A 23,324-nucleotide genomic window follows, 5' to 3' on the forward strand; every position below is an offset into this window, starting at 1 on the left:
AAATTTTGATAAAGGAATTCAAATTATAAATACCCATGAACGGACAAACAACTTCAAAGTCAGAAGAAGACCACTCAACAAGCACTCACGATAAAACTCATGACGGTCATTGTCTTATTATGCTGTAGAGTTTCCGAAATTTCTCCATACCAACGCAAACGTTTGCTCTATAAATACAGAAAAATTCGTTACCGGCAAGTATGGCCTAGCTACTTCACAGTAAATATACATTTGGTCAACTTCCTTACTTATCCTCATAAAGAATAACAAGAAGTACCATCTATAATCGAAATTAGCATATCAGCCAAGGAAAGTTCGAACTGTGAAACATACTTGGATACTCGTATTCTAAAAGATGTTATTGAAGATGCGTTTTCTGCCATTATAAGTTGCGGTGAAATTGGTCATATGTTAAAACCTTTTGTGTTTAGTCACACAGCCGACCTACACACCTAAACAAGTAGAACAAAAAGCGTTCCACCGCCAGCATTATGTAATTAAAAACGCCCTGGATGAAGTATTGTTTGCCTATGCAAGATGAAAGTCATATTCTCCAAATTTGAATACAGTGGACCGAATTTGGGGGTAATTAAAAAAGAGTATGATTGTCAACTGATTTCATGTAAATCGTATAGAAATACGAAATTCAGCCTTTTCATTTTTGGAGTATATAAATGGGTGTCGAGAAAAAACACTTTGCCTAATGGATTCCATGGCTATGTCGAAGAATTAAAATGAGCTTATATATGATGATAATATCAAAACCGAGAGATTTATATCCTTTCATTATTTTTTATCAAATCATGAAAACTTTAATTGTACTATATGTACTATCTTAAACATCCCCCCTAGTTTCTTGACTAAGCTGGAAGTTTTCAAGATTAATTACTAATTGGTTAGATGAATTGTTATTTTAGTATTTGGCATAGCTGTAACAATGTTTTTTACAACAATCACACCATTTCCTAGTAACATTCCACCAACTAATAATACATATATGGATTTTTTGATAACCTTACCCCCAACAGTCTATTATTCTAGAATCGTTCCTAAAAATCAATAGTTAATTGGTATTTTACTATTTTCACTTCATCAAGACGTACGTGAGGTTCTCCCCCATACGTCTTTTCGTTGGTCTTGTTTTTTGACATCTAATCAGTTTATAGACTGATCAGATGTCTTTATATCAACTTGTTATCACTTCTAAACAAAAATAAGTATCTTTTCTTTATTACATTTTTTCTGGTGCAGATACTCCTACGATTGCTAATGCATTTTGAAGTGTAGTGCGTACTGCTTTCATTAATTCGTAACGAGCTTTACTTAATTCTAAGTTATCTTGGTTTAATACTTTTTCTGCATTGTAGAAGCTGTGTAATGCTGCTGCTAATTCAAATACATAGCTTGTAATGCGGTGTGGCAGACGTTTTTGCGCTGCATCCGCAACTACAGCTGGGAATTCACCAAGTTTTTTCAGTAACTCTACTTCTTTCTCAGAAGTAACAAGTTTGTAATTCACGTCTCCGCCTGTAGCTAATCCTAACTCTTCACCTTGACGAAGGATACTGCATACACGAGCATGTGCATATTGTGCATAGTATACTGGGTTTTCATTAGATTTTGATACAGCTAAGTCCATATCGAAGTCTAAATGAGAATCACCGCTACGCATTGCGAAGAAGTATCGCATTGCGTCTACGCCTACTTCTTCCATAAGCTCACGAAGTGTAACTGCCTTACCTGTACGCTTACTCATTTTCATTTTTTCACCATTTTGGTACAGTTGTACCATTTGGATGATTTCTACTTCAAGTGTTTCTTTATCGTAACCTAGCGCTTGAATAGCAGCTTTCATACGAGGAATGTAACCGTGGTGGTCAGCACCCCAAATGTTGATTAGCTTATCGAAACCACGCTCTAATTTATCACGGTGGTAAGCGATATCTGGCGTTAAGTATGTGTAAGAACCGTCATTTTTAATTAATACACGGTTTTTGTCGTCACCGTAAGTCATTGAACGGAACCAAGTTGCTCCGCCTTCTTCAAAGATTTCGTCACGCTCTTTTAATACAGCAAGAGCCTGATCAATTTTTCCGTTTTTGTATAATGATGTTTCTGAGAACCACACATCGAAGTTAACACGGAAGCTTGCTAAGTCTTTTTGAAGTTTTGCTAACTCATATTTTAAACCATATGAACGATAGAATTCATAGCTTTCCTCTGCATCAGCTTTTGCATAACGATCGCCAAACTCTTCAGCTAAACGTTTACCGATTCCAATAATGTCCGCACCATGGTAACCGTCTTCTGGCATTTCTTTCTCTAAACCTAAAGCTTGCATGTAACGAGCTTCAACAGAAAGAGCTAGGTTATGAATTTGGTTACCAGCATCATTAATGTAGTACTCACGAGATACATCGTATCCTGCTTTTGCTAATACGTTACATAACGTGTCACCTACTGCCGCACCACGTGCATGTCCTAAGTGAAGATCGCCTGTTGGATTCGCAGATACGAACTCAATTTGTACTTTTTCACCTTTACCAGTATTCGTTTCACCGTATGCTTCACCAGCGTTAACGATTGTTGGGATTAAGTCTGTTAAGTAGCTATTATCCATGTAGAAGTTAATAAAACCAGGACCAGCGATTTCAATCTTTTCAATAGAAGCTTTTGCTTTATCGAAGTTTGCAACTAATTCTTCTGCAATCATACGAGGTGCTTTTTTCGCAACGCGTGCAAGTTGCATTGCCATATTTGTAGAGAAGTCACCATTTGTTTTATCTTTTGGCGATTCTAATACAACGTTTGGAATTTGTTCTTCTGTCGCTAATTCTGCCTTTAATACAGCAGCTTGAATTTCTTCTTTAATCAATTCTTTTACTTGTTCTAAAGAATTCATTATTTTGCCTCCTTCAAATTAATTGTCATTGTATATCTGCCAGCCTCTTGTTCACTTAGAAGCAATGCGTACGTTAAGAAGAGTTGTCCTTTTTTCTTTTCATCCGACCATTTAAAAAGAACGTTATCAGTTTTCGTTTGCAATACAAACGTACCAAGTTCACTCGTATACGTACCAGTTGTCCATTCACCTTTCACATGTGTCTGACGCATAGAAATAGCACCTGAACGCATAATGAGCACTTGTTCATCTTGAATTTTAATAATTGTTTTCACTTCGCCTTGTTCATTCGGCTCTTGGAATGTTATATATGTACCTTGACCTTTTACATAGTATTGACCATTTGCTTCAAAAGCAACGGTTTCCTTCCTCGCCCCTTCACGGATTTCTGTTACGAAATGAACGTGTACCGGCAAGCCTGCAAGTTGTTTCTTCACGTCTTGCACACCCTTCAAATGTTATAGATATTAAATACTACTTATAATAAATCACTTTTCCTATCATATCAAAAAAAGACTCTGTCTGTCTGCTGAAAAATCAGGAAAACTCCTTTTCAAAAAATAATTCACCTTCACTTTATTCCATATGTTAAAATGTTTTTTAAATCTAAATATTCTTTCATTTAAAGAGGTGAATTTGGTGCTACCAATAAAATTAAAAAAAGGTGATGAAATAAGGGTTATTTCACCATCTTGTAGTTTAAGTATTGTCTCAAATACGAACCGAGAGATTGCCACAAAAAGATTAACCGATATGGGCTTTCACGTTACATTCTCAAAAAATGCTGATGAGATAGATCAATTTGCTTCCTCTTCTATTTCTTCACGCGTTCAAGATTTTCATGAAGCATTTAAAGACCCTAATGTAAAAGCAATTTTGACGACACTTGGAGGATACAACTCTAACGGTTTATTAAAACATCTCGATTACGATTTAATTCGAGAAAATCCGAAGTTTTTCTGCGGCTATTCTGATATTACCGCTTTAAGTAACGCGCTTTATGCTAAAACCGGCTTAGTTACATATTCAGGTCCTCACTTCTCTTCATTTGGAATGGAAAAAGGCCTCGATTATACGACCGATTACTTTTTAAAATGCTTAACTTCTAATGAGCCTATTGAAATATTGCCTGCTGAAACATGGAGCGATGATTCTTGGTATATCGATCAGGAAAATCGAGAGTTTATTAAAAATGAAGGATATGTTTCAATTCAAGAAGGAGAAACTACAGGAGATATTATTGGTGGTAATATGAGCACATTTAATTTACTACAAGGTACGCCATATATGCCTAACTTACAGGACAAAATTTTATTTCTTGAAGAGGATAGTTTAACAGAAAAAGCTACCCTTAAAACTTTTGATCGATATTTACATTCTCTTATGCAGCAACCTGACTTTGAACATGTAAAAGGCATTGTTATAGGAAGAATGCAAAAAGGAGCAGAATGCACAATAGCAGACATTCAAGAAATGATTGCTTCAAAGGTAGAACTTACACATATACCTATCATTGCAAATGCTAGTTTTGGGCATACAACTCCTATTTTCACTTTCCCAATTGGCGGAAGAGCAACAATCACTTCTAATAAAAAAAGCACATCTATTACAATTTTAACGAATTAAAAAAGGAGCGATTTGTTCGCTCCTTTTAAACTTTTTCTATTTTTTGTAATGCCTTTTGCGGGATTGATTCTTTCGGGATTTCAGCCCATCCTTTTCCTTGCATACCCTTTGCATAAATTTTTATAAAATCACCTGTATGCAATTCACGGTTCACTATTCTTTTAATAATTTGTAACTTTCCGTCTTCTGTATACCCTTTAAATGTATACAAATATTCATCGTCTTTTTTCTCACCTTTATCTATAACTGCATAATAATCTTGTATTTCTTTATTTGAAAAGAAGTTGTCTACAAAAGCATGTACCCCTTCTGTTTTTGTGTTTAAATAATATGCTGTTCCACCTAAAATGATGGCGAATACAGCTAAAACTTTAATTACCAATTTCATACATGATCCTCCTGTTTTGCACTTCTTTTTCTCTAACCATATGTCTATACCTGTATTATATGAAAAAAAGCATACTATACTCCATCGAAATGTCTTACACTTCCCTTACATTATTGTAAGACTTTTTCACCTTACAGCAATTTCCGGGCAAAAAGTTTTTCCGTTTAACAACCTTTTATATTATTATTGAATGATACGAATTTTTATCCCGCTATTTGCGGGCAGTAAGACTCCCACCTCAAAATGCCGCGAATACGCGAAAGGTGGGTGGGAGATAACTACCCGTAAATGCCTTCACTTTATTACAAAAATCAAAGGAGACAGTTCTCAAATGGCTATCTTGCAAGGTTTAGCACTATTACTTGTTGTACTCTGTCTATTTACACTTTTTAGTTACCGTGCTCCTTATGGCATGAAAGCAATGGGTGCTTTAGCTAATGCAGCAATCGCGAGTTTTCTTATCGAGGCATTTCACCGTTATATCGGTGGAGAAATGTTTCATAATGACTTTTTACAATCAGTAGGAGAAGCTTCTGGTAGTATGAGCGGTGTCGCAGCGGCAATTTTAGTAGCATTAGCAATCGGTGTTTCACCCGTATACGCTGTTTTAATCGGTATAGCTACTAGTGGTTTCGGCATTTTACCAGGATTTTTCGCTGGATACGTTTGTGCCTTCGTCGTGAAATTTCTCGAAAAGAAATTACCCGCTGGTGTAGAATTTTTAGCAATTCTCTTTATTGCCGCACCAATTTCACGTGGAATGGCCATGCTTATGGATCCACTTGTTAACGCAACACTCGGTAAAATCGGTTCTATGATTTCAGTTGCAACTACAGAAAGTCCTATCATTATGGGGATTATGCTTGGTGGATTAATCACAGTTATTTCTACATCTCCATTAAGTTCTATGGCACTAACTGCAATGCTTGGATTAACTGGTTTACCAATGGCAATTGGTAGTCTTGCCGTAGCAGCTTCTGCCCCAATGAACTTCATTTTCTTTAAACGACTAAAAATCTGTTCAAAGAAAGATACAATCGCTGTGGCAATCGAGCCGTTAACACAAGCCGATGTTGTCTCAGCAAATCCAATTCCTATCTATATGACAAACTTTGTTGGCGGTGCGCTTGCCGGTATTATTACGTCGCTATTCCAGCTCGTTAATAATGCACCAGGGACAGCATCACCAATTCCAGGACTTCTCGTATTGTTCGGATTTAATGATGTAATAAAAGTAACGATTGCTGCCGTATTATGTGGAATCGTTACCACAATTGTTGGATACGTCGGTTCCATTGTGTTCCGCAAATATCCAATCCGTTCTGCTGATGAAATTCGCGGCATTACTTCGGAAGAGAAAGTTGCATAAGAAAAAGAGCTATTCTCATCGTTTGAGAATAGCTCTTTTTTGATGTCGCGTGAAGGTAAGTGAAATTATATCGGCGATTTTTCGAATATATCGACTTACCGACACATAACGACAAAAGTAAAGGCCTCCTAGTCGTCTAGGAGGCCTTTACTCTATCCAGCTACAACGGCTAGAATCTCCGGCCATTTCACACTCTCGTTCGAAGCCAAAAGCGCTTCTCGGTCGAGCGTTCCAATGACCTGCGATTCTGATCGAGCCGCTTCTGCTTTTACTCTATCCAGCTACAGCAGGCTAGAATGATCGGTGGCTTCGCTTCTTCCTTCGAGGCAGAAAGCGCCTCTATGTCTGAAGCTCCATCCCCCTCACATTCTGAGCGAGCCGCTTCCGCTTTTACTTTATCCAGTTACGCCTTCTAGACCCTTGCGTCTAAGAACCTTCCCTGCCAAAAGGTAAAAAGCACCTTTTGCAGGAAAGAACCTTAGTCACCGGGTCTAAACAGTCGGCTTCACTTTTATTTCACCCAGCCGAGCAGCATTTCCCGCACGAATTTGCTTGCTGCAACCGGTGTTTGATCACTATGGTCGTAGACAGGGGCTACTTCTACTAAGTCTGCTCCAACTACATTTATATTTGAATTTGCAATTGCTACGATGGAATCTAATAGTTCTTTAGATGTGATACCTCCAGCCTCTAACGTTCCTGTTCCAGGAGCATGAGCTGGGTCTAATACGTCAATGTCAATTGTGACATAGACTGGGCGTCCTGCAAGTTTCGGTAATACTTCTTTTAACGGTTCTAATACGTCAAATTTGTATAAGTTCATACCTACTTCTTTTGCCCATTCGAATTCTTCCTTCATTCCAGAACGAATACCGAAAGAATATACGTTTTCCGGACCAATTAAATCGCACACTTTACGAATTGGTGTAGAGTGGGATAAAGGCTCTCCCTCATATGACTCACGTAAGTCAGTATGAGCATCCATATGGATGATTGCTAAATCCGGATATTTTTTTGCCATTGCCTTAAAAATTGGCCAAGACACTAAGTGCTCACCGCCGAGACCTAGTGGAAACTTATCGGCATCTAAAAGTTTTGATACATACTCTTCAATCATGTCTATGCTGCGCTGTGGGTTCCCGAATGGTAATGGAATATCACCCGCATCAAAATACTTTACTTCTTCTAGTTCACGATCTAGATATGGACTGTATTCCTCTAGTCCAATCGATACTTCACGAATACGTGCAGGGCCGAAACGAGAACCTGGACGGTAACTTACTGTCCAATCCATTGGCATCCCGTAAATAACTGCCTCTGACTCTTCAAAACTTGGATGACTTTTAATAAATACTTTACCTGAATAAGCTTCATCAAAACGCATATTCTTTTCCTCCTTATGTGGAACTTAAGGTATCCCAACCTTTCACTATTTCTCAAATTTGGAGCGCATTGCTCCTCTTTCTCGATTTACCGGGGTCTTCTTTTTTAACGATAAGAAGACTATTTCTATACAGAAGTGTAAGTAGCTAGCATGCTCAAGTCTTCTGGACAAACACCTTAAATGAGCTACTTACACTTTATTTGTTCGAACTCGATTTCTTACTTAATTAAATCGCCAACAAATTTCGGTAATGCGAATGCTGCATTGTGTAATTCTTTTGTATAGTATTTCGTTTCGATTTCGTGGAAACGCTCTTCACTTACTTCTAGTGGATTATGTTTTTTAGATCCGATTGTGAATGTCCAAAGTCCACTTGGGTAAGTTGGAATGTTCGCTGTGTATAGACGAGTAATTGGGAAAATCTCTTTTACGTCTTTAAACACAGTTGTAATTAGTTCTGGTGTAAACCAAGGGTTGTCCGTTTGGGCAACGAAAATACCATCTTCTTTTAACGCTTTAGAAATTCCAGCGTAGAAGCCTTTTGTAAATAGGTTTACTGCTGGGCCTACTGGCTCAGTAGAATCTACCATAATTACGTCATATTCATTTTCGCTTTCTGCGATGTGTAGGAAACCGTCTCCTACTTTCACTTCTACACGCTCATTGTCTAATGCGCCTGCAATTGATGGTAAGTATTGTTTAGAGTACTCAATTACTTTTCCATCGATTTCAACAAGAGTTGCTTTCTTTACGCTTGGGTGTTTTAACACTTCACGAATAACACCGCCATCGCCACCGCCTACAACTAATACGTTTTCAGGGCTTGGGTGTGTAAATAAAGGTACGTGCGCTACCATTTCATGATAAACGAACTCGTCCTTTTCTGTTGTCATAACCATGCCATCTAAAATAAGCATGTTTCCAAACTCTTCCGTTTCAACCATATCAAGTTTTTGGAATTCTGTTTGCTCCGTATGTAATGTGCGGTTAATACGCGCCGTAATTCCAAAATGCTTTGTTTGTTTTTCAGTGAACCATAGTTCCATCGTACAATCACGCCTTTCGCTGCAAATTTATAATAGGGACATCATTAATGTCCCCTAACAAAAATAAAACAAAACATCCAAAAAGTATAGTTAAAAGTAAAAAAATACCGAAAATATATTTTAGTCAGAGGGTTCTAACATATATGCGAAAAGGGTTTGCTCTGTAATAGGAAAGAAAACCCTTTCTTAAGAAAGGGCTTTTGTCTCTATTTCTACTGGTTTACGAATCGGAATTAAGATCATAACGCAACCGACTAACACAACAATTCCACCGACTAAAAACGGGCTTTGCGGCGAAACTGTATGACCGATAACTCCTGATAAAATTGGAGCAATCGCGCCTCCTAACCAACGAACGAAGTTATAAACACCTGATGTAATGGATCTTTCATAAGGTGAAATATCCATTACATAACTTGTAAATAACGCATTATTTAATCCTGATGCTAATCCAGATAGAACGATTAACACGATTTGTAACCACATAATTTTCACGAAGAATAGTGCAATTAATAACATCGCAAATACGAGTAAACTACCCTTTAACACTGTTTTCGGTTCATATTTACCTTCTAGCTTATGTGCTAAAATTGCTGATCCGTAAGCTAGCGCTAATCCCCATCCACAAAATACAAATCCTAATTGAATAGCAGATAAATGCATAATAAGTGGTGAATATGCTAAAACGACGAAAAATCCGTAGTAATATAACATCCCTGAAATGGCACCTTGCATAAACGGTTTATACTTCACCAAGTTAAGTAATTCTCCCATGCCTGCTGCTTTACGCTTCACTTTTCGCTCCGGTTCTTTTACAAAAAAGAAAACTAAAATAAATGCTAAGGAAATTAAAATACTCGTCGCAAAAAATGGGTAACGCCAAGAATGTCCACCTAATATTCCACCTAATAATGGTCCACCTGCCATCCCTAAACCAATGGCTGCCTCATATAGTCCTACTGCTTCATGAACTTCTTTACTTAATGCAATTAATAATGTCATCGCCGTTGCGAAGAACATCGCATTTCCTAATCCCCACCCAGCGCGGAAAATAGATAATTGAGCAATCGTTTGCGATATACCACATATAAATGCAAATACAGTCACAATCGCAAGACCAATCGTCATCATTCGTTTATCACCAAATCTTGATGCAAATATTCCAGCTGGTAACATCATAATTGCCATCGTTAAAATATATGATGTAAATAACATCTCGACTTGCCAATGCGATGCACCAATTTGTTCAGCAATACTTGGTAAAATTGGGTCCACTACCCCTATACCTGAAAAGGCAAGGAAGGTAGCCACCACTGTAATCAATCTCCCTAATTTTTGTTTGCTCTCCATTTTGATTACTCTCCTTTTGTATTCTCTAAAAATGTAACTGCACGGCTTAAACTATCCTCTAGCTCTGCCCTCACGCGCTGCATTTGCTCCATTTTCTCGTCTAACGTTTGCACTTGTTCTTCAAGCATCTCTTTAATTTCTTGAATCACTTCACGGTCACGCGGATTCTCACTATTTCTTCTTTGTTCCATTCTTTCTTTTAACGATAAGAAATGTTGCATTTCTTGAAGCGTAATTCCTAGCACTTCTTTCGCTTCCACAATCCTTTTAATTCTTGTAATGTCCTCGTCTGTATACAGGCGAATATTCCCTCCACTGCGTTCTGGGGGATGAATTAAACCAATTTCCTCATAATAACGAAGTGTACGCTTTGTTAAACCAACTTGCTTTGTTACTTCATCAATTTTATACATGTGTATTCCTCCCTTCACCGGATTATTACATTTTACGTTAACGTTAACTTTTTCGCAACTATTATACTTTTGTAAATGTTTTCATATGAATTGTATTTTTCTCAAAGCAGTTTCATAATGAAAGAAAAGAGATGATAAGGAGATTTTCAAATGAATAAACCACTTATTTTCGCTCATCGCGGGGTAAAAGGAACACACCCAGAAAATACGATGATTGCCTTCCAAGAGGCTGAACGCATTGGTGCTCACGGAATTGAACTTGATGTTCATCTATCAAAAGACGGTGAACTAGTTGTTATTCATGATGAAACAGTGGACCGTACAACAAATGGCGTGGGACTTGTTTCTGAAAAAACTGTAGAAGAATTACAAGTTTTAGATGCTGGTAGCCATAAAGACCCTTCTTTCCATGAGGCAAAAATCCCAACGTTACGAGAAGTATTTATTTGGCTCTCTACAACAAATTTACAACTTAACATTGAATTAAAAACAGATGTTATTCACTATCCAACTATTGAAGAAAAGGTCGTCGCTCTCGTTCGTGAATATCATCTATCCAATCAAATTGCATTTTCATCATTTAACCACGATTCCGTTTCATTATTAGCAGAAATTGCTCCAGAAATTCCAAGAGCGATTTTGTACGATACACCACTTGCAGATCCTATTGCTGAAGCAAAAAGGCGCGAGGCGACTGGATTACATCCAAACTTTCAATTATTAACGAAAGAGTTTGTCCAATTAGCACAGGGGCAAGGATACGTTTTTCGTCCTTACACCATTAATGAATATAAAGATTTACAAACTATGATTGATTACGGCGTAGATGTTATTATTACCGATTGGCCAGCGCGTGCTTTTGAGCTCCTTTCTTAAATGAAGGGGCTCTTTTTATTTTGGAAATTTCATTGTTTAAAATAAACGAAAACCCTCAATACTAATACAATAATGCTTGTATTAATGAGGGGCTGAAAAAGATGGATCAAACTATGAATCCAAAACTTAAAAAATATAAACGTCTTTTCTTCACCGTAATGTTTTCATGTGTTCTTTTTTTCGTTTTTTCCTTTTTTATTATCATTGTAGCTGCAAAAATTATGGGACCTCCCCCTGTTGCGGTTCCGCAAACGAGTGTCTTTTACGCTAATGATGACACTGTTATAGGACAAAGTAATGAAATGCAAAAACGCTATAATGTATCTCTCGATGAAATTTCTCCTTATGTAAAAGGGGCGACACTATCTATTGAAGATCAACGATTCTACAAACATCATGGCTTTGATATGAAGCGCATTGCTGGTGCTATTGTTGCCGATTTAAAAGCAATGGCAAAAGTACAAGGTGCTAGTACTATCACACAACAGTATGCTCGTAACCTATACTTAGATCATGATAAAACGTGGAAGCGTAAACTATTAGAAGCAATGTATACCGTCCGTCTTGAAGTGAACTATAATAAAAATCATATTTTAGAAGGGTATTTAAATACAATTTATTACGGGCATGGTGCTTACGGAATTGAAGCTGCTTCCCGCCTGTATTTCGATAAAACTGCAAAAGAATTAACATTAGCAGAAGCTAGTATGCTCGCAGGCATTCCGAAAGGACCTAGTTTCTACTCTCCCTTTTTAAAAGAAGAGCGTGCTAAAGGGCGTCAATCTCTCATACTAAATGAAATGGTAGAACAAGGGTATATTACAAAACAGCAAGCTGCCTCAGCAAAAAAAGAAACACTTACTTTTGCCTCATTGGATACGAAAAAAGTTGCAGAAATTGCACCTTATTTCCAAGATGCTGTACAAGCTTCTCTTCTTCGTGATATCGGATTAGATGAGCAAGCCTTACAGCGAGGTGGCTTGCGTATTTATACAACGCTAGACCCTAAATTACAATCTGTAGCAGAGCAAGCTGTAAAAAATCATATACCTGAAACAACAAACATCCAAACTGCCCTCGTCTCTATGAATCCAAAAACGGGTGAAGTGGCTGCCCTTGTTGGTGGAACTGATTATAATACGAGTCAATTTAACAGGGCTACACAAGCCGCTCGTCAGCCCGGTTCTACATTTAAGCCGTTCCTATATTATGCAGCCTTAGAACGAGGATTCACCCCTGCCACACGCTTAAAAAGCGAATACACGGTATTCACTTTAGGTGACGGTGTTTCAAAGTATAAACCAAAAAACTATAAAAACTATTATGCTGACGATTTCGTGACAATGGCACAAGCACTCGCTGTTTCTGATAACGTATATGCTGTGAAGACGAATTTATTTTTAGGTGAAGACATTCTTACAAAAACAGCGAAGCAATTCGGCATCACTAGCGCATTAAAAGATGTTCCGTCTCTCGCTCTCGGCACATCTCCTGTAAAGCCAATTGAAATGGTCAATGCTTATAGCATGTTTGCAAACGGCGGAAAAGAAGTAAAACCAATCTTTATAAGGCGCATCGTTGATCATGAAGGAAATATGCTATACGACGCTCATTTAGAAAGTAAACAAGTTCTAGATAAAAGCAAAGCTTTTGTGATGGAAGAAATGATGACAGGTATGTTTAATAAAAAACTAAGCAGTTATGCCGCTGTGACCGGTCAATCGATGTTATCAAAACTATCAAGAACATATGCCGGGAAATCTGGTTCTACAGAAACTGATAGTTGGATGATTGGATTTACCCCGCAACTTGTAACAGGGGTTTGGATTGGATACGATCAACCCAAATCCATTTCAAACGTAGCAGAACAAGGATACGCGAAAAAAATATGGACCGATACGATGGAAAAAGGATTAGATGGACAGCCTAAAAAAGAGTTTAAACAACCAACAGATGTTGTTGCTGTTGACGTTAACCCTGAAAACGGTAAGATCGCTACAAAAAATTGTCCCATTTCTGTGAAAATGTATTTCGCAAAAGGTACAGAGCCAACAGAGTACTGTATGGATCACGTTGATGGTAAGGAAGAGTTCGAAAAGGTTAGTGAAGAAAAGAAAAAGACGGGTTGGTGGAAAAAATATCTCCCGTGGTAAAAAAAAAGGCTATTGTCATTCTTTTTCGGTAAATCGATATTCCTTGTTGAATCGTTGATATATTTCAAGTTACGTTAAATATATTCTAAAAATCGCTGATATATTTTCATATCCCATAGTCCTATTCACAAAATAAAAAGGATGTCTCACTAGTCAAAAATCGACCAATGAGACATCCTTTTCTTTTATTCACCTAATAATGCGTGGCGCAATTCTTCACTAGATTCGTTCCAAATTGCTTCATTATGCTCTTTTAAGAATGTACCAAGTACTTTTTTAGATGATTCATCCATATGATCAATCATGATGTAACGCTTTAGTGATTTATCCATTTTATTTACATGCTCTGGAAGTGATTTATATCCGCGGCGAATTTCACGGTCAACAGTCATTTCACAAGCTGTTGCACCTGCGTAATAAGCACCGTTTGGTGTTCTTTCAATTGTTACCCAAACGAGCCAAAACGGTTTTCCATTCGGAACTTCATCTTTATTTGTTAAAAACTTAATTCCTTTTTCTACTGTACTACGCGCATGCATCGCACCGATATCAACGAACGCAGTTTTCTCTAATACATCAACAAATACAGGAGAAATATTTTCTAAACTTAATGATCCAACACCAAACCCACCATGTCCATCTGTTGAGTCGTTCTTTACAATATTAAAACCGATTTTTTTCTTTTTCTCTGTCATATGTAAACTCCTCCTCGCTTAATGATTATAAAAGCCCGAAAATAGGCACAATGATACTTTGTAAAAATACTAATACATATGGAATAACAACATTAAAAATAGGCTGAATTGTGTAATTGCTAAGCGGTGTAATAACAAGAATTAATAACGCAATTGCTCCATATTTTTCATACTGTGTCATTTTCGCACGAATATTTGCTGGTGCTAAATCTTCCACAACGCGATAACCATCAAGTGGCGGGATTGGTAATAAGTTAAATACAAGTAAAACAATATTAAGCATAATAAAAATTTGGAAGAATTGATCCAGCGTATCTGCTACTGCAGGTGGCATCGCATCTAACGCTCCAAATGTTATTAAGCTATACCAAATAATTAAACCAATTGCACTTAAAATAAGATTACTTATCGGTCCCGCAATAGAAACTAATATTCCCGCAAGACGCGGTCTTTTAAAGTTATACGGATTAACAGGCACTGGTCTTGCCCAACCGAATCCAAGAATCAATACAGCAATCATCCCGATAGGATCTAAATGAGCCATCGGTGATAACGTTAACCGTCCTTGTTTTTTCGCTGTATCGTCTCCAAATTTATATGCAACATACGCATGTGCAAATTCATGCACAGATAGCGCAATAATAATCGCCATTGCTACCAATGGAATTTGGTGCAACGGGTATCTAAATAACTGATCCATACTTCATCTCCTCTTCAATATGTCAAAAAAAGAAATTATTTGTTTTCCGATTGTTCTTCCTCGTAATCCGCTATAATAAGAGTGTAACTTACATAAAAGGAGCGATTGTACATGCCATACGTAACAGTGAAAATGCTAGAAGGACGCACAGAAGAACAAAAGAAAGCTCTTGCTGAGAAAGTAACCGCAGCAGTAAGCGAAACAACTGGTGCTCCTGAAGAAAACATCGTTGTTTTCATCGAAGAAATGTCTAAAAACCATTATGCAGTTGGCGGAAAACGCTTAAGCGACAAATAATTTCAAGTTTTTTCATAAGAAGCAGCTCTTAGCTGCTTCTTATTTTTTTCCTTCTAACAACTCGATAATTCTCTCTTTATATTTTCCTTTTCTTCCATCTTCATAGATTAAATCATGTGGATAGAATAGCTTTTGATCTGTTCGCTTCTTACCTGTAATCGCCTCAACAATATCCGATTCGCGCGAAAGCTCCCTAAGTTCCCCGTTCGGCATAAGGAGTAAGATTGGTAGACGCTCTTCTTCTTCTCCTGCGCGGTAAAAGTCATACGGTAAGTCTGATGTTGAATCCACAACTAAATAATACTCTGGATCTAGTCCAATCTTTTTAAATAAGCTACTTAATTCCATCCAATTATCTAAACCGTGTTTATCTGTAAACTCTACATATTTAAATAGATTTCGATTCATAAAACGGCGACATAAGTCCCTTAAAATTGGATCTTCTTCGTCTTGCCATACTTGGAAGTAATAATACATTACGTTCTCGTCTAGCTTTAAATAGTCCTCTACTGTTACTTCTTCTTCAAATAAAGAATAGAAATGAACAGGATGATATTTAAACGCATAATACTTCTCATGCAGTGATTTAGCTCGGTGTAAAATCTTCGTTAAAATTACTTCTGCACTACGTGTTACCGGATGGAAATATACTTGCCAATACATTTGATAACGACTCATAATATAATGCTCTACAGCATGCATACCACTATTTTTAATGACAACTTGATTACCATACGGGCGCATGACACGCAGTATACGTTCCATATCAAAGTTCCCATACTTTACACCAGTAAAATATGCATCTCTTAATAAATAATCCATACGATCAGCATCAATTTGGCTTGAAATCATACTAATCGCTAATTTATTAGTAGATGTTTTCGCAATTACATCTGCTACCTTTTGCGGGAAATCTTTATCCACACGGCTTAATACACGATTAATTTCCGTATCACCAACGATAATCTTTTGCGTGAATTTCTCATGATCTAACGAAAATACTTTTTCAAATGAATGAGAAAATGGGCCGTGACCGACATCATGAAGTAATGAAGCACATAAACATAACAATCTATCTTCAGCATTCCAATTTGGTCTGCCATCAAACACATCATCAATCATACGACGAATAATTTCATACACACCTAACGAATGAGTAAAGCGACTATGCTCTGCACCGTGAAATGTAAAAAATGTCGTTCCAAGCTGCTTAATACGGCGCAAGCGTTGAAATTCTTTCGTTCCGATTAAATCCCAAATAACGCGATCACGCACGTGCACATATTTATGTACTGGGTCTTTAAACACTTTTGTTTCGCTGAGTTTGTCGTTTAAATATACCACTTTCCGACATCCCCCTTTCTTTACTGCATTCTTACTATATATTATAAACGATATAGGAAACAGAAAGAAATGAAAGACTATATTAATTCCTGTTATATAAAGAAAAATCACTTTTACCGACGTAAAAGTGATTTTTCTTTATATATTATTTTCCTAAAATGAACTCAGTAACTTCGTCTAGGATCATTTCTTTACCTAGTGGGAAGTATCCTTTGTTTACATCTTCATTACTGATTGTAAATACATGGTTATTTTTAACAGCGTTCATATTTTTCCAAATTGATTCTTCTTGGAATTCTTTTAAGCGCTGAGAACCATCACCAGTTGTAAATACGAATAAGTAATCTGGGTTGTAATCAATTAAAGCTTCTTTTTGTATTTGTACTAACGGTTTATCAGTTGGTGTACCTTTAACTGCTGGTAATTTTAAATCACCAAAGATTACGCTACCGTAACCGTAGTCACCGTATACACGGAATGCATTTGGATATGCAGCCATTTTCATGAATGTTGCATCGCCAGTTTTAGCAACGATTTTGTCATGTAATTTGCTTGCTTTTTCATCATACTTTTTGAACCATTCTTTTGTTTCTTTCTCTTTACCGAAGATTTGACCTACTTCTTCGAATTTTGGACGCCATTGGTCTAATGGAGTTTTTAACATAACTGTTGGTGCAATTTTAGATAATTGATCATAAATCTTTTCTTGACGATTGTTTACAATAATTAAATCTGGTTTTGCAGCAGCCACTGCTTCGATGTTAATTTTATCGCCCCAAGCAGAACCTACTGGTTTCACACCTTCTAATTTCTTTGCGATATGTCCATCAATTTTTTCTTGTGTTGTATTTGCAGTAATAATCGGTTTCATACCGAAAATTAATAATTCTTCTGTTGAACCACTAAGGTCAGCAATTTTCTTTGGATTTGCAGGGATTTTAATTTCCCCTTTTGCGTGTTGTACAGTGCGCTCTTCAGTCTTCGCATCTGCTTTCTTTTCTTCTTCTTTGTTAGAACAAGCTGCAAATAGTACAGAAGTAACAACTAGTACCATTGCTAATAGTGCCATTTTAAAATTCTTCATATTCCGACTCCTTCTAGCTGTATTTCTCTTATAATTTGCATGTAACTATAAGAAACGAAAACAACATTTAATTAATATATTTTTATTAATTGTTGTTTATAACCCGTTCTAACGGGCGTTCAACTTCCCATCCGTGGGTAAGAAGCTCAACGTCCATTAGAACTCCCCCTCTCACCTCTTTAAGAGGGGGAAATTCTATTAATTATGCTTTTTTACGCAATTGATTATTAATCATCGCTAAATCGTATGTTAAACAAATTGGTTTACAGTTTACTGGACATGGAACGATTTGAGCTTCAATCTCAAATACGTTACGAAGCGTTTCACTTGTCATAACTTCATCTGGCGTTCCTTGTTTCATTAACTTCCCAGCTTTTAATGCAATCATATGATCAGAGAAACGAGAAGCATGATTTAAATCGTGAATAACCATAACAATCGTTCTGCCTTCTTCTTTGTTTAACTTCTTCAGTAAGTTTAATACTTCAAGTTGATGAGCCATATCTAAGTATGTTGTTGGTTCATCTAACACGAGTAAATCTGTTCCTTGTGCAAGAGCCATCGCAATCCATACACGTTGACGCTGACCACCTGATAAAGCTTCTGCTGGACGATTTGCGAATTCTGTCATCCCAGTTACTTCAAGTGCCCAATGAATGTAGCGATAATCCTCTTCCTTCAATGTTCCAAATCCTTTTTGATGAGGAAAACGTCCATATGAAACAAGTTCAAACACAGTAAGGCCTGTTGGCACTTCTGCAGTTTGTGGTAAAATCGCCATTTTCTTTGCGATTTCTTTCGTTGGCTGTTTCTCAATTGCTTTTCCATCAAGATAAACAGTACCTCGTTTTGCTTTCAAAATACGAGAAGCCGTTTTTAATAATGTAGATTTCCCACAACCATTTGGTCCAATAATCGTTGTAATTTGCCCTTCCGGAATTTCAACTGTTAATCCATCTATAATTAACCCTTCATTATAGCCAACAGATACCGCATCAACTGCTAAAGTTGCCATACAAAAAGCCTCCCTTTATTTTGTCCTCATAAGTAAATATATGAAATATGGTGCGCCAATTACAGAAATGACAAGACCGACCGGTATTTCTGAAGTTGGTAACACACTTCTTGAGATTACATCTGCAAATAAAAGCAAGAACGTCCCTATTAATGCAGCCGTTGGTAACATAATTTGATGTTTACCACCAACGAGGCTTCTCGCTAAATGCGGAGCCATTAAACCGATAAAACCGATTCCGCCCGCAACAGCAACAGATGCACCAGCTAAACAAACTGCAATAAATAATAATTTACGTCTTTCTTTTTCTACGTTTACACCAAGGCCAACTGCTGTAGAGTCGCCTAAATTCATTACATTTAATATGTGCGCTTTACTAATGGCAAGTGGTAAGAAAATAACCATCCATGGGAGTACACTTAGTACGAACTTCCAATCTGTTCCCCATAAACTTCCTGCCAACCAAATTGTTGCAAAGCGGAAATCATTAGATGTCATCTTCATAGAAAAAATTAAACTAACAGCACCAAATCCGGCTGCAACAGCGATACCAACAAGAATTAATCGAGTGGATGAAACGCCGTCTTTCCATGCCAGTAAATAAATAATAACCGCCGCTAATATCGCACCAATTAGTGCGAAAAATGGAAGGATAAATACAGATAAGAATGTACCTGTTCCAACTTTTCCAAAGAAAAAGTAGACGAATACAACAACTGTTAATCCCGCTCCGGCGTTAATACCTATAATACCTGGATCAGCAAGTGGATTTCGTGATAACCCTTGCAAAATTGCACCTGACATAGCTAACGCAGAACCAACTAATATAGCTATAACCATACGTGGCATACGAAATTCAAATAAAATAACAGATTGATCTTCTGCACCTAATCCAACCAATGACTTTAATACATCTATTGGAGGTATTTTAAATGTTCCTGTATTTAAGCTTATTAAAAATACAGCAACGATTAACCCTACTAAAATCGTTAAAATAGAAACGTTCTTTTTTGTTAAGACGCTCGTCCTCACATTTTTCCTCTCCCTTCGTTACGTGCTAAGTAGAGGAAGAATGGAACTCCAATTAGCGCTGTAATTGCTCCAATTGGCGTTTCAAACGGTGGATTAATAACGCGAGATAACATATCTGCACATTCAATTAACAATCCACCTAAGACTGCAGAACATGGAATAACCCATCTATAGTCTGAGCCTACAAGGAAACGAGTCATATGCGGAATTACAAGTCCAACAAATCCAACTGATCCTGCCATAGAAACCGCAGAACCTGTTAATACAAGAACAAGTACTGTTCCGATAAATTTAATTAATGTCGTATTTTGACCAAGTCCAATCGCAATTTCTTCACCAAAGCTTAAAATGGTAATATATCTCGACATCATAATCGCTATTACGAGACAAACAAGACCGATCGGCACTAGCATATTGATGCTTTCCCATTTCACTCCAGCAACGCCGCCTGCATTCCACATGCTCACCTCTTGGGCAAGGTTGAAGTACAATGCAATTCCAGATGAAATGGCCCCTAATAACGCACTAATTGCTGCACCAGCTAAAGCTAATTTCACAGGCGTTAATCCACCTGGTGAAGAAGACCCAATACCATATACAATGCTCGCTCCAAACGCAGCTCCAATAAAAGATGCGATAACAAACATTAAATAAGGTGAATTAGGGAAGAATGCATACATAATTGCAATCCCGAATACAGCACCATCTGTAATCCCCATTAACGATGGGGATGCAAGTGGATTTCGTGTCATACCTTGCATAATTGCTCCTGATACCGCTAAAAAGGCACCTGCAACTACGCCCCCTATTGCTCTAGGCATGCGAAGTTCTTGAATTACGTTATGATGCGTTATAGACCCATCAAACTGAAATACAGCTTGCCAAACGGTCTTTAAACTAATATCTGCTGCACCAAACGAAATAGAAACTGCCATGCTTAAAGCTAACAAAATTGTGCCTGCTATTAAAATAATAGAAGCAACGAGCGGTCTGCTCTTAATCTCTTTAACATTCACATCTTGCTGTTCTATACTCCTTGCGCTCGCTTCCATCCCTCAACCATCCTAACCAACAACATATATTTAATAAAATGAAATTTATTCTCAAATAACAATAAAAAAAATAGGTGAATTGATTTTTTCGTGATAATGATTCTCAGAATCACACTTTCTATTCTACCTAGCGCCCCAAAAGGCTGTCAACCATTATTTTGAAATACGAATTCATACAAAGCGCTATCTTATGGGCATAAAAAAAGAAGAGTAATCTGTTCACTCTTCTTTTTCTTACTTATTTAACTTTACTTCAATTTTTGTAATTAATTCATCTTCCGTTGGAGCTGCAACTGGACGATTATTTACAAATGCGAATGATTTTTTACGACCAGGACCGCAGTAAGACTGACATCCAACTTCAATCGTTGCACATGAATCTACTTTTTTTAACTTCGGAATCAGCGTTTTAACGTTCGTCGCCTGACAATCATCGCACACACGAAATTCGTTTCCCATTATATATAACACTTCCTCAATTTTAACTTTTCACAAGTACATTTAAAAATAAACACTAAATGGTATTTTACCGCTCTTTGAAGCTTGTTGCAAGTCTCCGGGCGTAGCTCTATTCCTATATAAGGCTACCTATTTTTTATATTTTCTCCTTCAAAAGCTTTCATCATTCATAGCCATATTTCTTCTCTTCATTGAAATCTACCATATTTTTAAAAGCTTTGTATAAAAGCTCATTTTTTTGCCCATTATAAAAATAGGAAGTTCATAAAAAGAAAGGGAGTTGAATCTATGAAAGTAAGACAAGATGCTTGGACAGACGAGGACGATTTATTACTTGCTGAAACGGTGCTTCGCCATGTTCGAGAAGGAAGTACCCAATTAAATGCTTTTGAAGAAGTAGGAGATCAGTTAAATCGCACATCTGCTGCTTGTGGTTTTCGCTGGAATGCTGTTGTTCGCTATAGCTATGAACAAGCTCTTCAACTAGCAAAAAAACATCGTAAAGATAAAATGCGTGCTGTGGGCGGTGAACAGGCAAAAAAACGTTTGCTTTATACACCACCAGCTTCAGAAGCGATAACTGATTATGAAGAACACGTACCGTATGAAACAGCTGTTCAATATACAGAAGCTATTCCATATCAAGAGCCGACTGTCCCTGCTCCAAAAAGCTCAATAACAATGCAAGATGTTATTTACTTTTTACAAACAGTTGGATCTTCAAATATAAAAGTAACAGCTCTTGAAAACGAGAATACGAGATTGAAACAAGAAATTAAAGCGCAAATCTTGCGAAATGAAGAACTAGAAAGGAAACTAGAAAAATTAGAACAACAATCTCATACTGTACAAGAGGATTACGAAACACTTATGAATATTATGAACCGTGCTCGTAAATTAGCAGTAATGGATGATGAGGAACGCTCACAAACATCTTTCCGCATGGATCGAAACGGTAACTTAGAAAAAATTGCAGAATAAAAAGGATGCATGCAATGCATCCTTTTTATTCTTTCACTTCAAAATCCCCCTCTATCCCACTATTTGCGGTCAGTAAAACTCCCACCTCAAAATTCAGCTGGAGCAAAGAAGTTAGGTGGGAGCCCTGCTGCCCGTAAACGCCCGATTGGTGAGGGCTAATAATCAGTGGGGGATGAACAAAACCCCCACTGATTAAAGTTTCACTTTATATCCGAGAAAACCCCTTTCTTCATTTTTTGCTATAATAGAGGTTGTCATTTTATAAATAAGGGGTTAGTTATATGAGCAATTCCCGTTCGATTTTATCTCAGCCAGAGTGGCGTATTGTGGACCAGTCTAGTTTAGGACCAACATTCCATGCACTGCAGTCATTCGCAATGGATGACACGTTATGCACAAGTATTGGAAATGGTCTATCCGCTGCAACAATGCGCTCTTGGGTTCATCACAATACAATTGTTCTTGGCATTCAAGATTCACGCCTACCACATTTAGAAGAAGGTATTTCCTTTTTAAAAGAAAACAACTTTAATGTTATCGTTCGTAATTCCGGTGGACTTGCGGTCGTACTTGATGAAGGTGTTTTAAACGTATCACTTTTATTCCAAGAAACAGAAAAAGGTATCGACATCGATCTTGGATACGATACGATGTGGCATTTAATTAAGGAAATGTTAAAAGATTACGATGTTACTATCGAGGCAAAAGAAATTGTTGGTTCTTATTGTCCTGGTAGCTATGATTTGAGCATTCGCGATCAAAAATTTGCTGGTATTTCTCAGCGTCGTATTCGCGGAGGCGTTGCTGTACAAATTTACTTATGTGCAACAGGAAGCGGATCTGAGCGTGCCGCACTCGTTCGTGACTTTTACAACATAGCAATTCAAGACGAAGAAACACGATTTACGTATCCTGAAATTGTGCCGAGTACGATGGCTTCACTATCTGAATTACTTGGCGAAACAATTACAGTGCAAGATTTAATGATGCGCCTTTTAAAAACGTTGCAACAATTCGCTCCAAAGTTAACACCATCTCAACTAACAGTAGATGAAGTTCCTTTATATGAGACGAATTTACAACGTATTATTGACCGTAATAATAAGGCACTTGGTTTAGAAAAATAAAAAAGACCACCCTCATTTCAAAAGAAATAGG

At 37.3% G+C, this 23,324-nt stretch carries 22 protein-coding genes; 7 read left to right on the forward strand and 15 right to left on the reverse strand.

Annotation, left to right across the window (positions count from 1 at the left end; genetic code table 11):
- Window positions 1–1,231: 1,231 nt before the first annotated feature.
- Window positions 1,232–2,902: an arginine--tRNA ligase gene (argS, locus tag MKX77_RS26030; RefSeq protein ID WP_341308183.1), complete on the reverse strand. Its 1,671-nt coding sequence runs from the start codon at window positions 2,900–2,902 to the stop codon at window positions 1,232–1,234.
- Window positions 2,902–3,339: a DUF1934 domain-containing protein gene (locus tag MKX77_RS26035; RefSeq protein WP_341308184.1), complete on the reverse strand. Its 438-nt coding sequence runs from the start codon at window positions 3,337–3,339 to the stop codon at window positions 2,902–2,904. Before MKX77_RS26035 ends, argS begins: the two co-directional genes overlap by 1 nt.
- Window positions 3,340–3,487: 148 nt before the next feature.
- Between MKX77_RS26035 and MKX77_RS26040 the strand changes: the two genes are divergently transcribed.
- Complete coding sequence (locus MKX77_RS26040; RefSeq protein ID WP_341308185.1) at window positions 3,488–4,528, forward strand: S66 family peptidase; 1,041 nt, start codon at window positions 3,488–3,490, stop codon at window positions 4,526–4,528.
- Window positions 4,529–4,553: 25 nt separating this feature from the next.
- On the opposite strand, the gene MKX77_RS26045 is transcribed toward MKX77_RS26040, so the two are convergent.
- Window positions 4,554–4,916, reverse strand: a complete 363-nt coding sequence (locus MKX77_RS26045) for a YxeA family protein (RefSeq protein ID WP_002113100.1) — start codon at window positions 4,914–4,916, stop codon at window positions 4,554–4,556.
- A 331-nt stretch (window positions 4,917–5,247) separates the two neighbouring features.
- On the opposite strand from MKX77_RS26045, the gene MKX77_RS26050 reads away from it, so the two are divergent.
- Window positions 5,248–6,285, forward strand: coding sequence for a PTS sugar transporter subunit IIC (locus MKX77_RS26050; protein ID WP_002034865.1), 1,038 nt, complete (start codon window positions 5,248–5,250; stop codon window positions 6,283–6,285).
- A gap of 511 nt (window positions 6,286–6,796) precedes the next feature.
- Here MKX77_RS26050 and speB read toward each other — a convergent pair.
- The 4 genes from speB to MKX77_RS26070 all read right to left on the reverse strand — a co-directional run bounded on the left by speB (window position 6,797) and on the right by MKX77_RS26070 (window position 10,478).
- Window positions 6,797–7,669, reverse strand: coding sequence for an agmatinase (gene speB, locus MKX77_RS26055; RefSeq protein WP_001209823.1), 873 nt, complete (start codon window positions 7,667–7,669; stop codon window positions 6,797–6,799).
- Between the two features lie 218 nt (window positions 7,670–7,887).
- Window positions 7,888–8,715 (reverse strand): polyamine aminopropyltransferase, encoded by an 828-nt coding sequence (gene speE / locus MKX77_RS26060; RefSeq protein ID WP_341308186.1) that lies wholly within the window; start codon window positions 8,713–8,715, stop codon window positions 7,888–7,890.
- Between the two features lie 186 nt (window positions 8,716–8,901).
- The gene (locus MKX77_RS26065; RefSeq protein ID WP_070170731.1) at window positions 8,902–10,065 is read right to left on the reverse strand and encodes an MFS transporter; all 1,164 of its coding nucleotides are present in this window, start codon (window positions 10,063–10,065) and stop codon (window positions 8,902–8,904) included.
- 5 nt (window positions 10,066–10,070) lie between these two features.
- Window positions 10,071–10,478, reverse strand: coding sequence for a MerR family transcriptional regulator (locus tag MKX77_RS26070; protein ID WP_341308187.1), 408 nt, complete (start codon window positions 10,476–10,478; stop codon window positions 10,071–10,073).
- A 150-nt stretch (window positions 10,479–10,628) separates the two neighbouring features.
- On the opposite strand from MKX77_RS26070, the gene MKX77_RS26075 reads away from it, so the two are divergent.
- A complete protein-coding gene (locus tag MKX77_RS26075; RefSeq protein WP_215554842.1) occupies window positions 10,629–11,354 on the forward strand; it encodes a glycerophosphodiester phosphodiesterase in 726 nt (241 codons plus the stop codon).
- Window positions 11,355–11,455: 101 nt separating this feature from the next.
- On the forward strand, window positions 11,456–13,507 hold the full coding sequence (locus tag MKX77_RS26080; RefSeq protein WP_070129243.1) for a transglycosylase domain-containing protein: 2,052 nt from the start codon (window positions 11,456–11,458) through the stop codon (window positions 13,505–13,507).
- Between the two features lie 185 nt (window positions 13,508–13,692).
- Here the strand turns inward: MKX77_RS26080 and MKX77_RS26085 are convergent, their stop codons facing one another.
- Both MKX77_RS26085 and MKX77_RS26090 read right to left on the reverse strand, forming a co-directional pair.
- On the reverse strand, window positions 13,693–14,202 hold the full coding sequence (locus tag MKX77_RS26085; RefSeq protein WP_215554843.1) for a YwhD family protein: 510 nt from the start codon (window positions 14,200–14,202) through the stop codon (window positions 13,693–13,695).
- A gap of 25 nt (window positions 14,203–14,227) precedes the next feature.
- Window positions 14,228–14,902, reverse strand: a complete 675-nt coding sequence (locus MKX77_RS26090; RefSeq protein WP_215554844.1) for a site-2 protease family protein — start codon at window positions 14,900–14,902, stop codon at window positions 14,228–14,230.
- A 111-nt stretch (window positions 14,903–15,013) separates the two neighbouring features.
- On the opposite strand from MKX77_RS26090, the gene MKX77_RS26095 reads away from it, so the two are divergent.
- Entirely contained in the window at window positions 15,014–15,199 is a 186-nt protein-coding gene (locus MKX77_RS26095) for a 2-hydroxymuconate tautomerase (protein WP_001147171.1), read from the forward strand.
- 39 nt (window positions 15,200–15,238) lie between these two features.
- On the opposite strand, the gene MKX77_RS26100 is transcribed toward MKX77_RS26095, so the two are convergent.
- The 6 genes from MKX77_RS26100 to MKX77_RS26125 form a co-directional block, all read right to left on the reverse strand.
- A complete protein-coding gene (locus MKX77_RS26100; protein ID WP_341308188.1) occupies window positions 15,239–16,543 on the reverse strand; it encodes an HD domain-containing protein in 1,305 nt (434 codons plus the stop codon).
- Window positions 16,544–16,688: 145 nt separating this feature from the next.
- Entirely contained in the window at window positions 16,689–17,627 is a 939-nt protein-coding gene (locus tag MKX77_RS26105) for an ABC transporter substrate-binding protein (protein WP_341308189.1), read from the reverse strand.
- A gap of 202 nt (window positions 17,628–17,829) precedes the next feature.
- Window positions 17,830–18,642 carry an ABC transporter ATP-binding protein gene (locus MKX77_RS26110; RefSeq protein ID WP_000212073.1) on the reverse strand — a complete coding sequence of 271 codons (813 nt, stop codon included), beginning with the start codon at window positions 18,640–18,642 and terminating at the stop codon, window positions 17,830–17,832.
- Between the two features lie 15 nt (window positions 18,643–18,657).
- The gene (locus tag MKX77_RS26115) at window positions 18,658–19,674 is read right to left on the reverse strand and encodes a FecCD family ABC transporter permease (protein ID WP_341308190.1); all 1,017 of its coding nucleotides are present in this window, start codon (window positions 19,672–19,674) and stop codon (window positions 18,658–18,660) included.
- Window positions 19,671–20,726 (reverse strand): FecCD family ABC transporter permease, encoded by a 1,056-nt coding sequence (locus MKX77_RS26120; protein WP_341308191.1) that lies wholly within the window; start codon window positions 20,724–20,726, stop codon window positions 19,671–19,673. The genes MKX77_RS26115 and MKX77_RS26120 overlap by 4 nt, the downstream gene beginning before the upstream one ends.
- A gap of 234 nt (window positions 20,727–20,960) precedes the next feature.
- Complete coding sequence (locus MKX77_RS26125; RefSeq protein WP_000526076.1) at window positions 20,961–21,185, reverse strand: DUF1450 domain-containing protein; 225 nt, start codon at window positions 21,183–21,185, stop codon at window positions 20,961–20,963.
- A 288-nt stretch (window positions 21,186–21,473) separates the two neighbouring features.
- On the opposite strand from MKX77_RS26125, the gene MKX77_RS26130 reads away from it, so the two are divergent.
- Window positions 21,474–22,166, forward strand: coding sequence for an RsfA family transcriptional regulator (locus tag MKX77_RS26130; protein ID WP_341308192.1), 693 nt, complete (start codon window positions 21,474–21,476; stop codon window positions 22,164–22,166).
- Window positions 22,167–22,447: 281 nt separating this feature from the next.
- Entirely contained in the window at window positions 22,448–23,293 is an 846-nt protein-coding gene (locus tag MKX77_RS26135) for a lipoate--protein ligase family protein (protein WP_215554850.1), read from the forward strand.
- Window positions 23,294–23,324: the final 31 nt, after the last annotated feature.

Origin of the sequence: Bacillus sp. FSL R9-9410, assembly GCF_038050385.1 — a bacterium.
Lineage (GTDB): Bacteria > Bacillota > Bacilli > Bacillales > Bacillaceae_G > Bacillus_A > Bacillus_A cereus_U.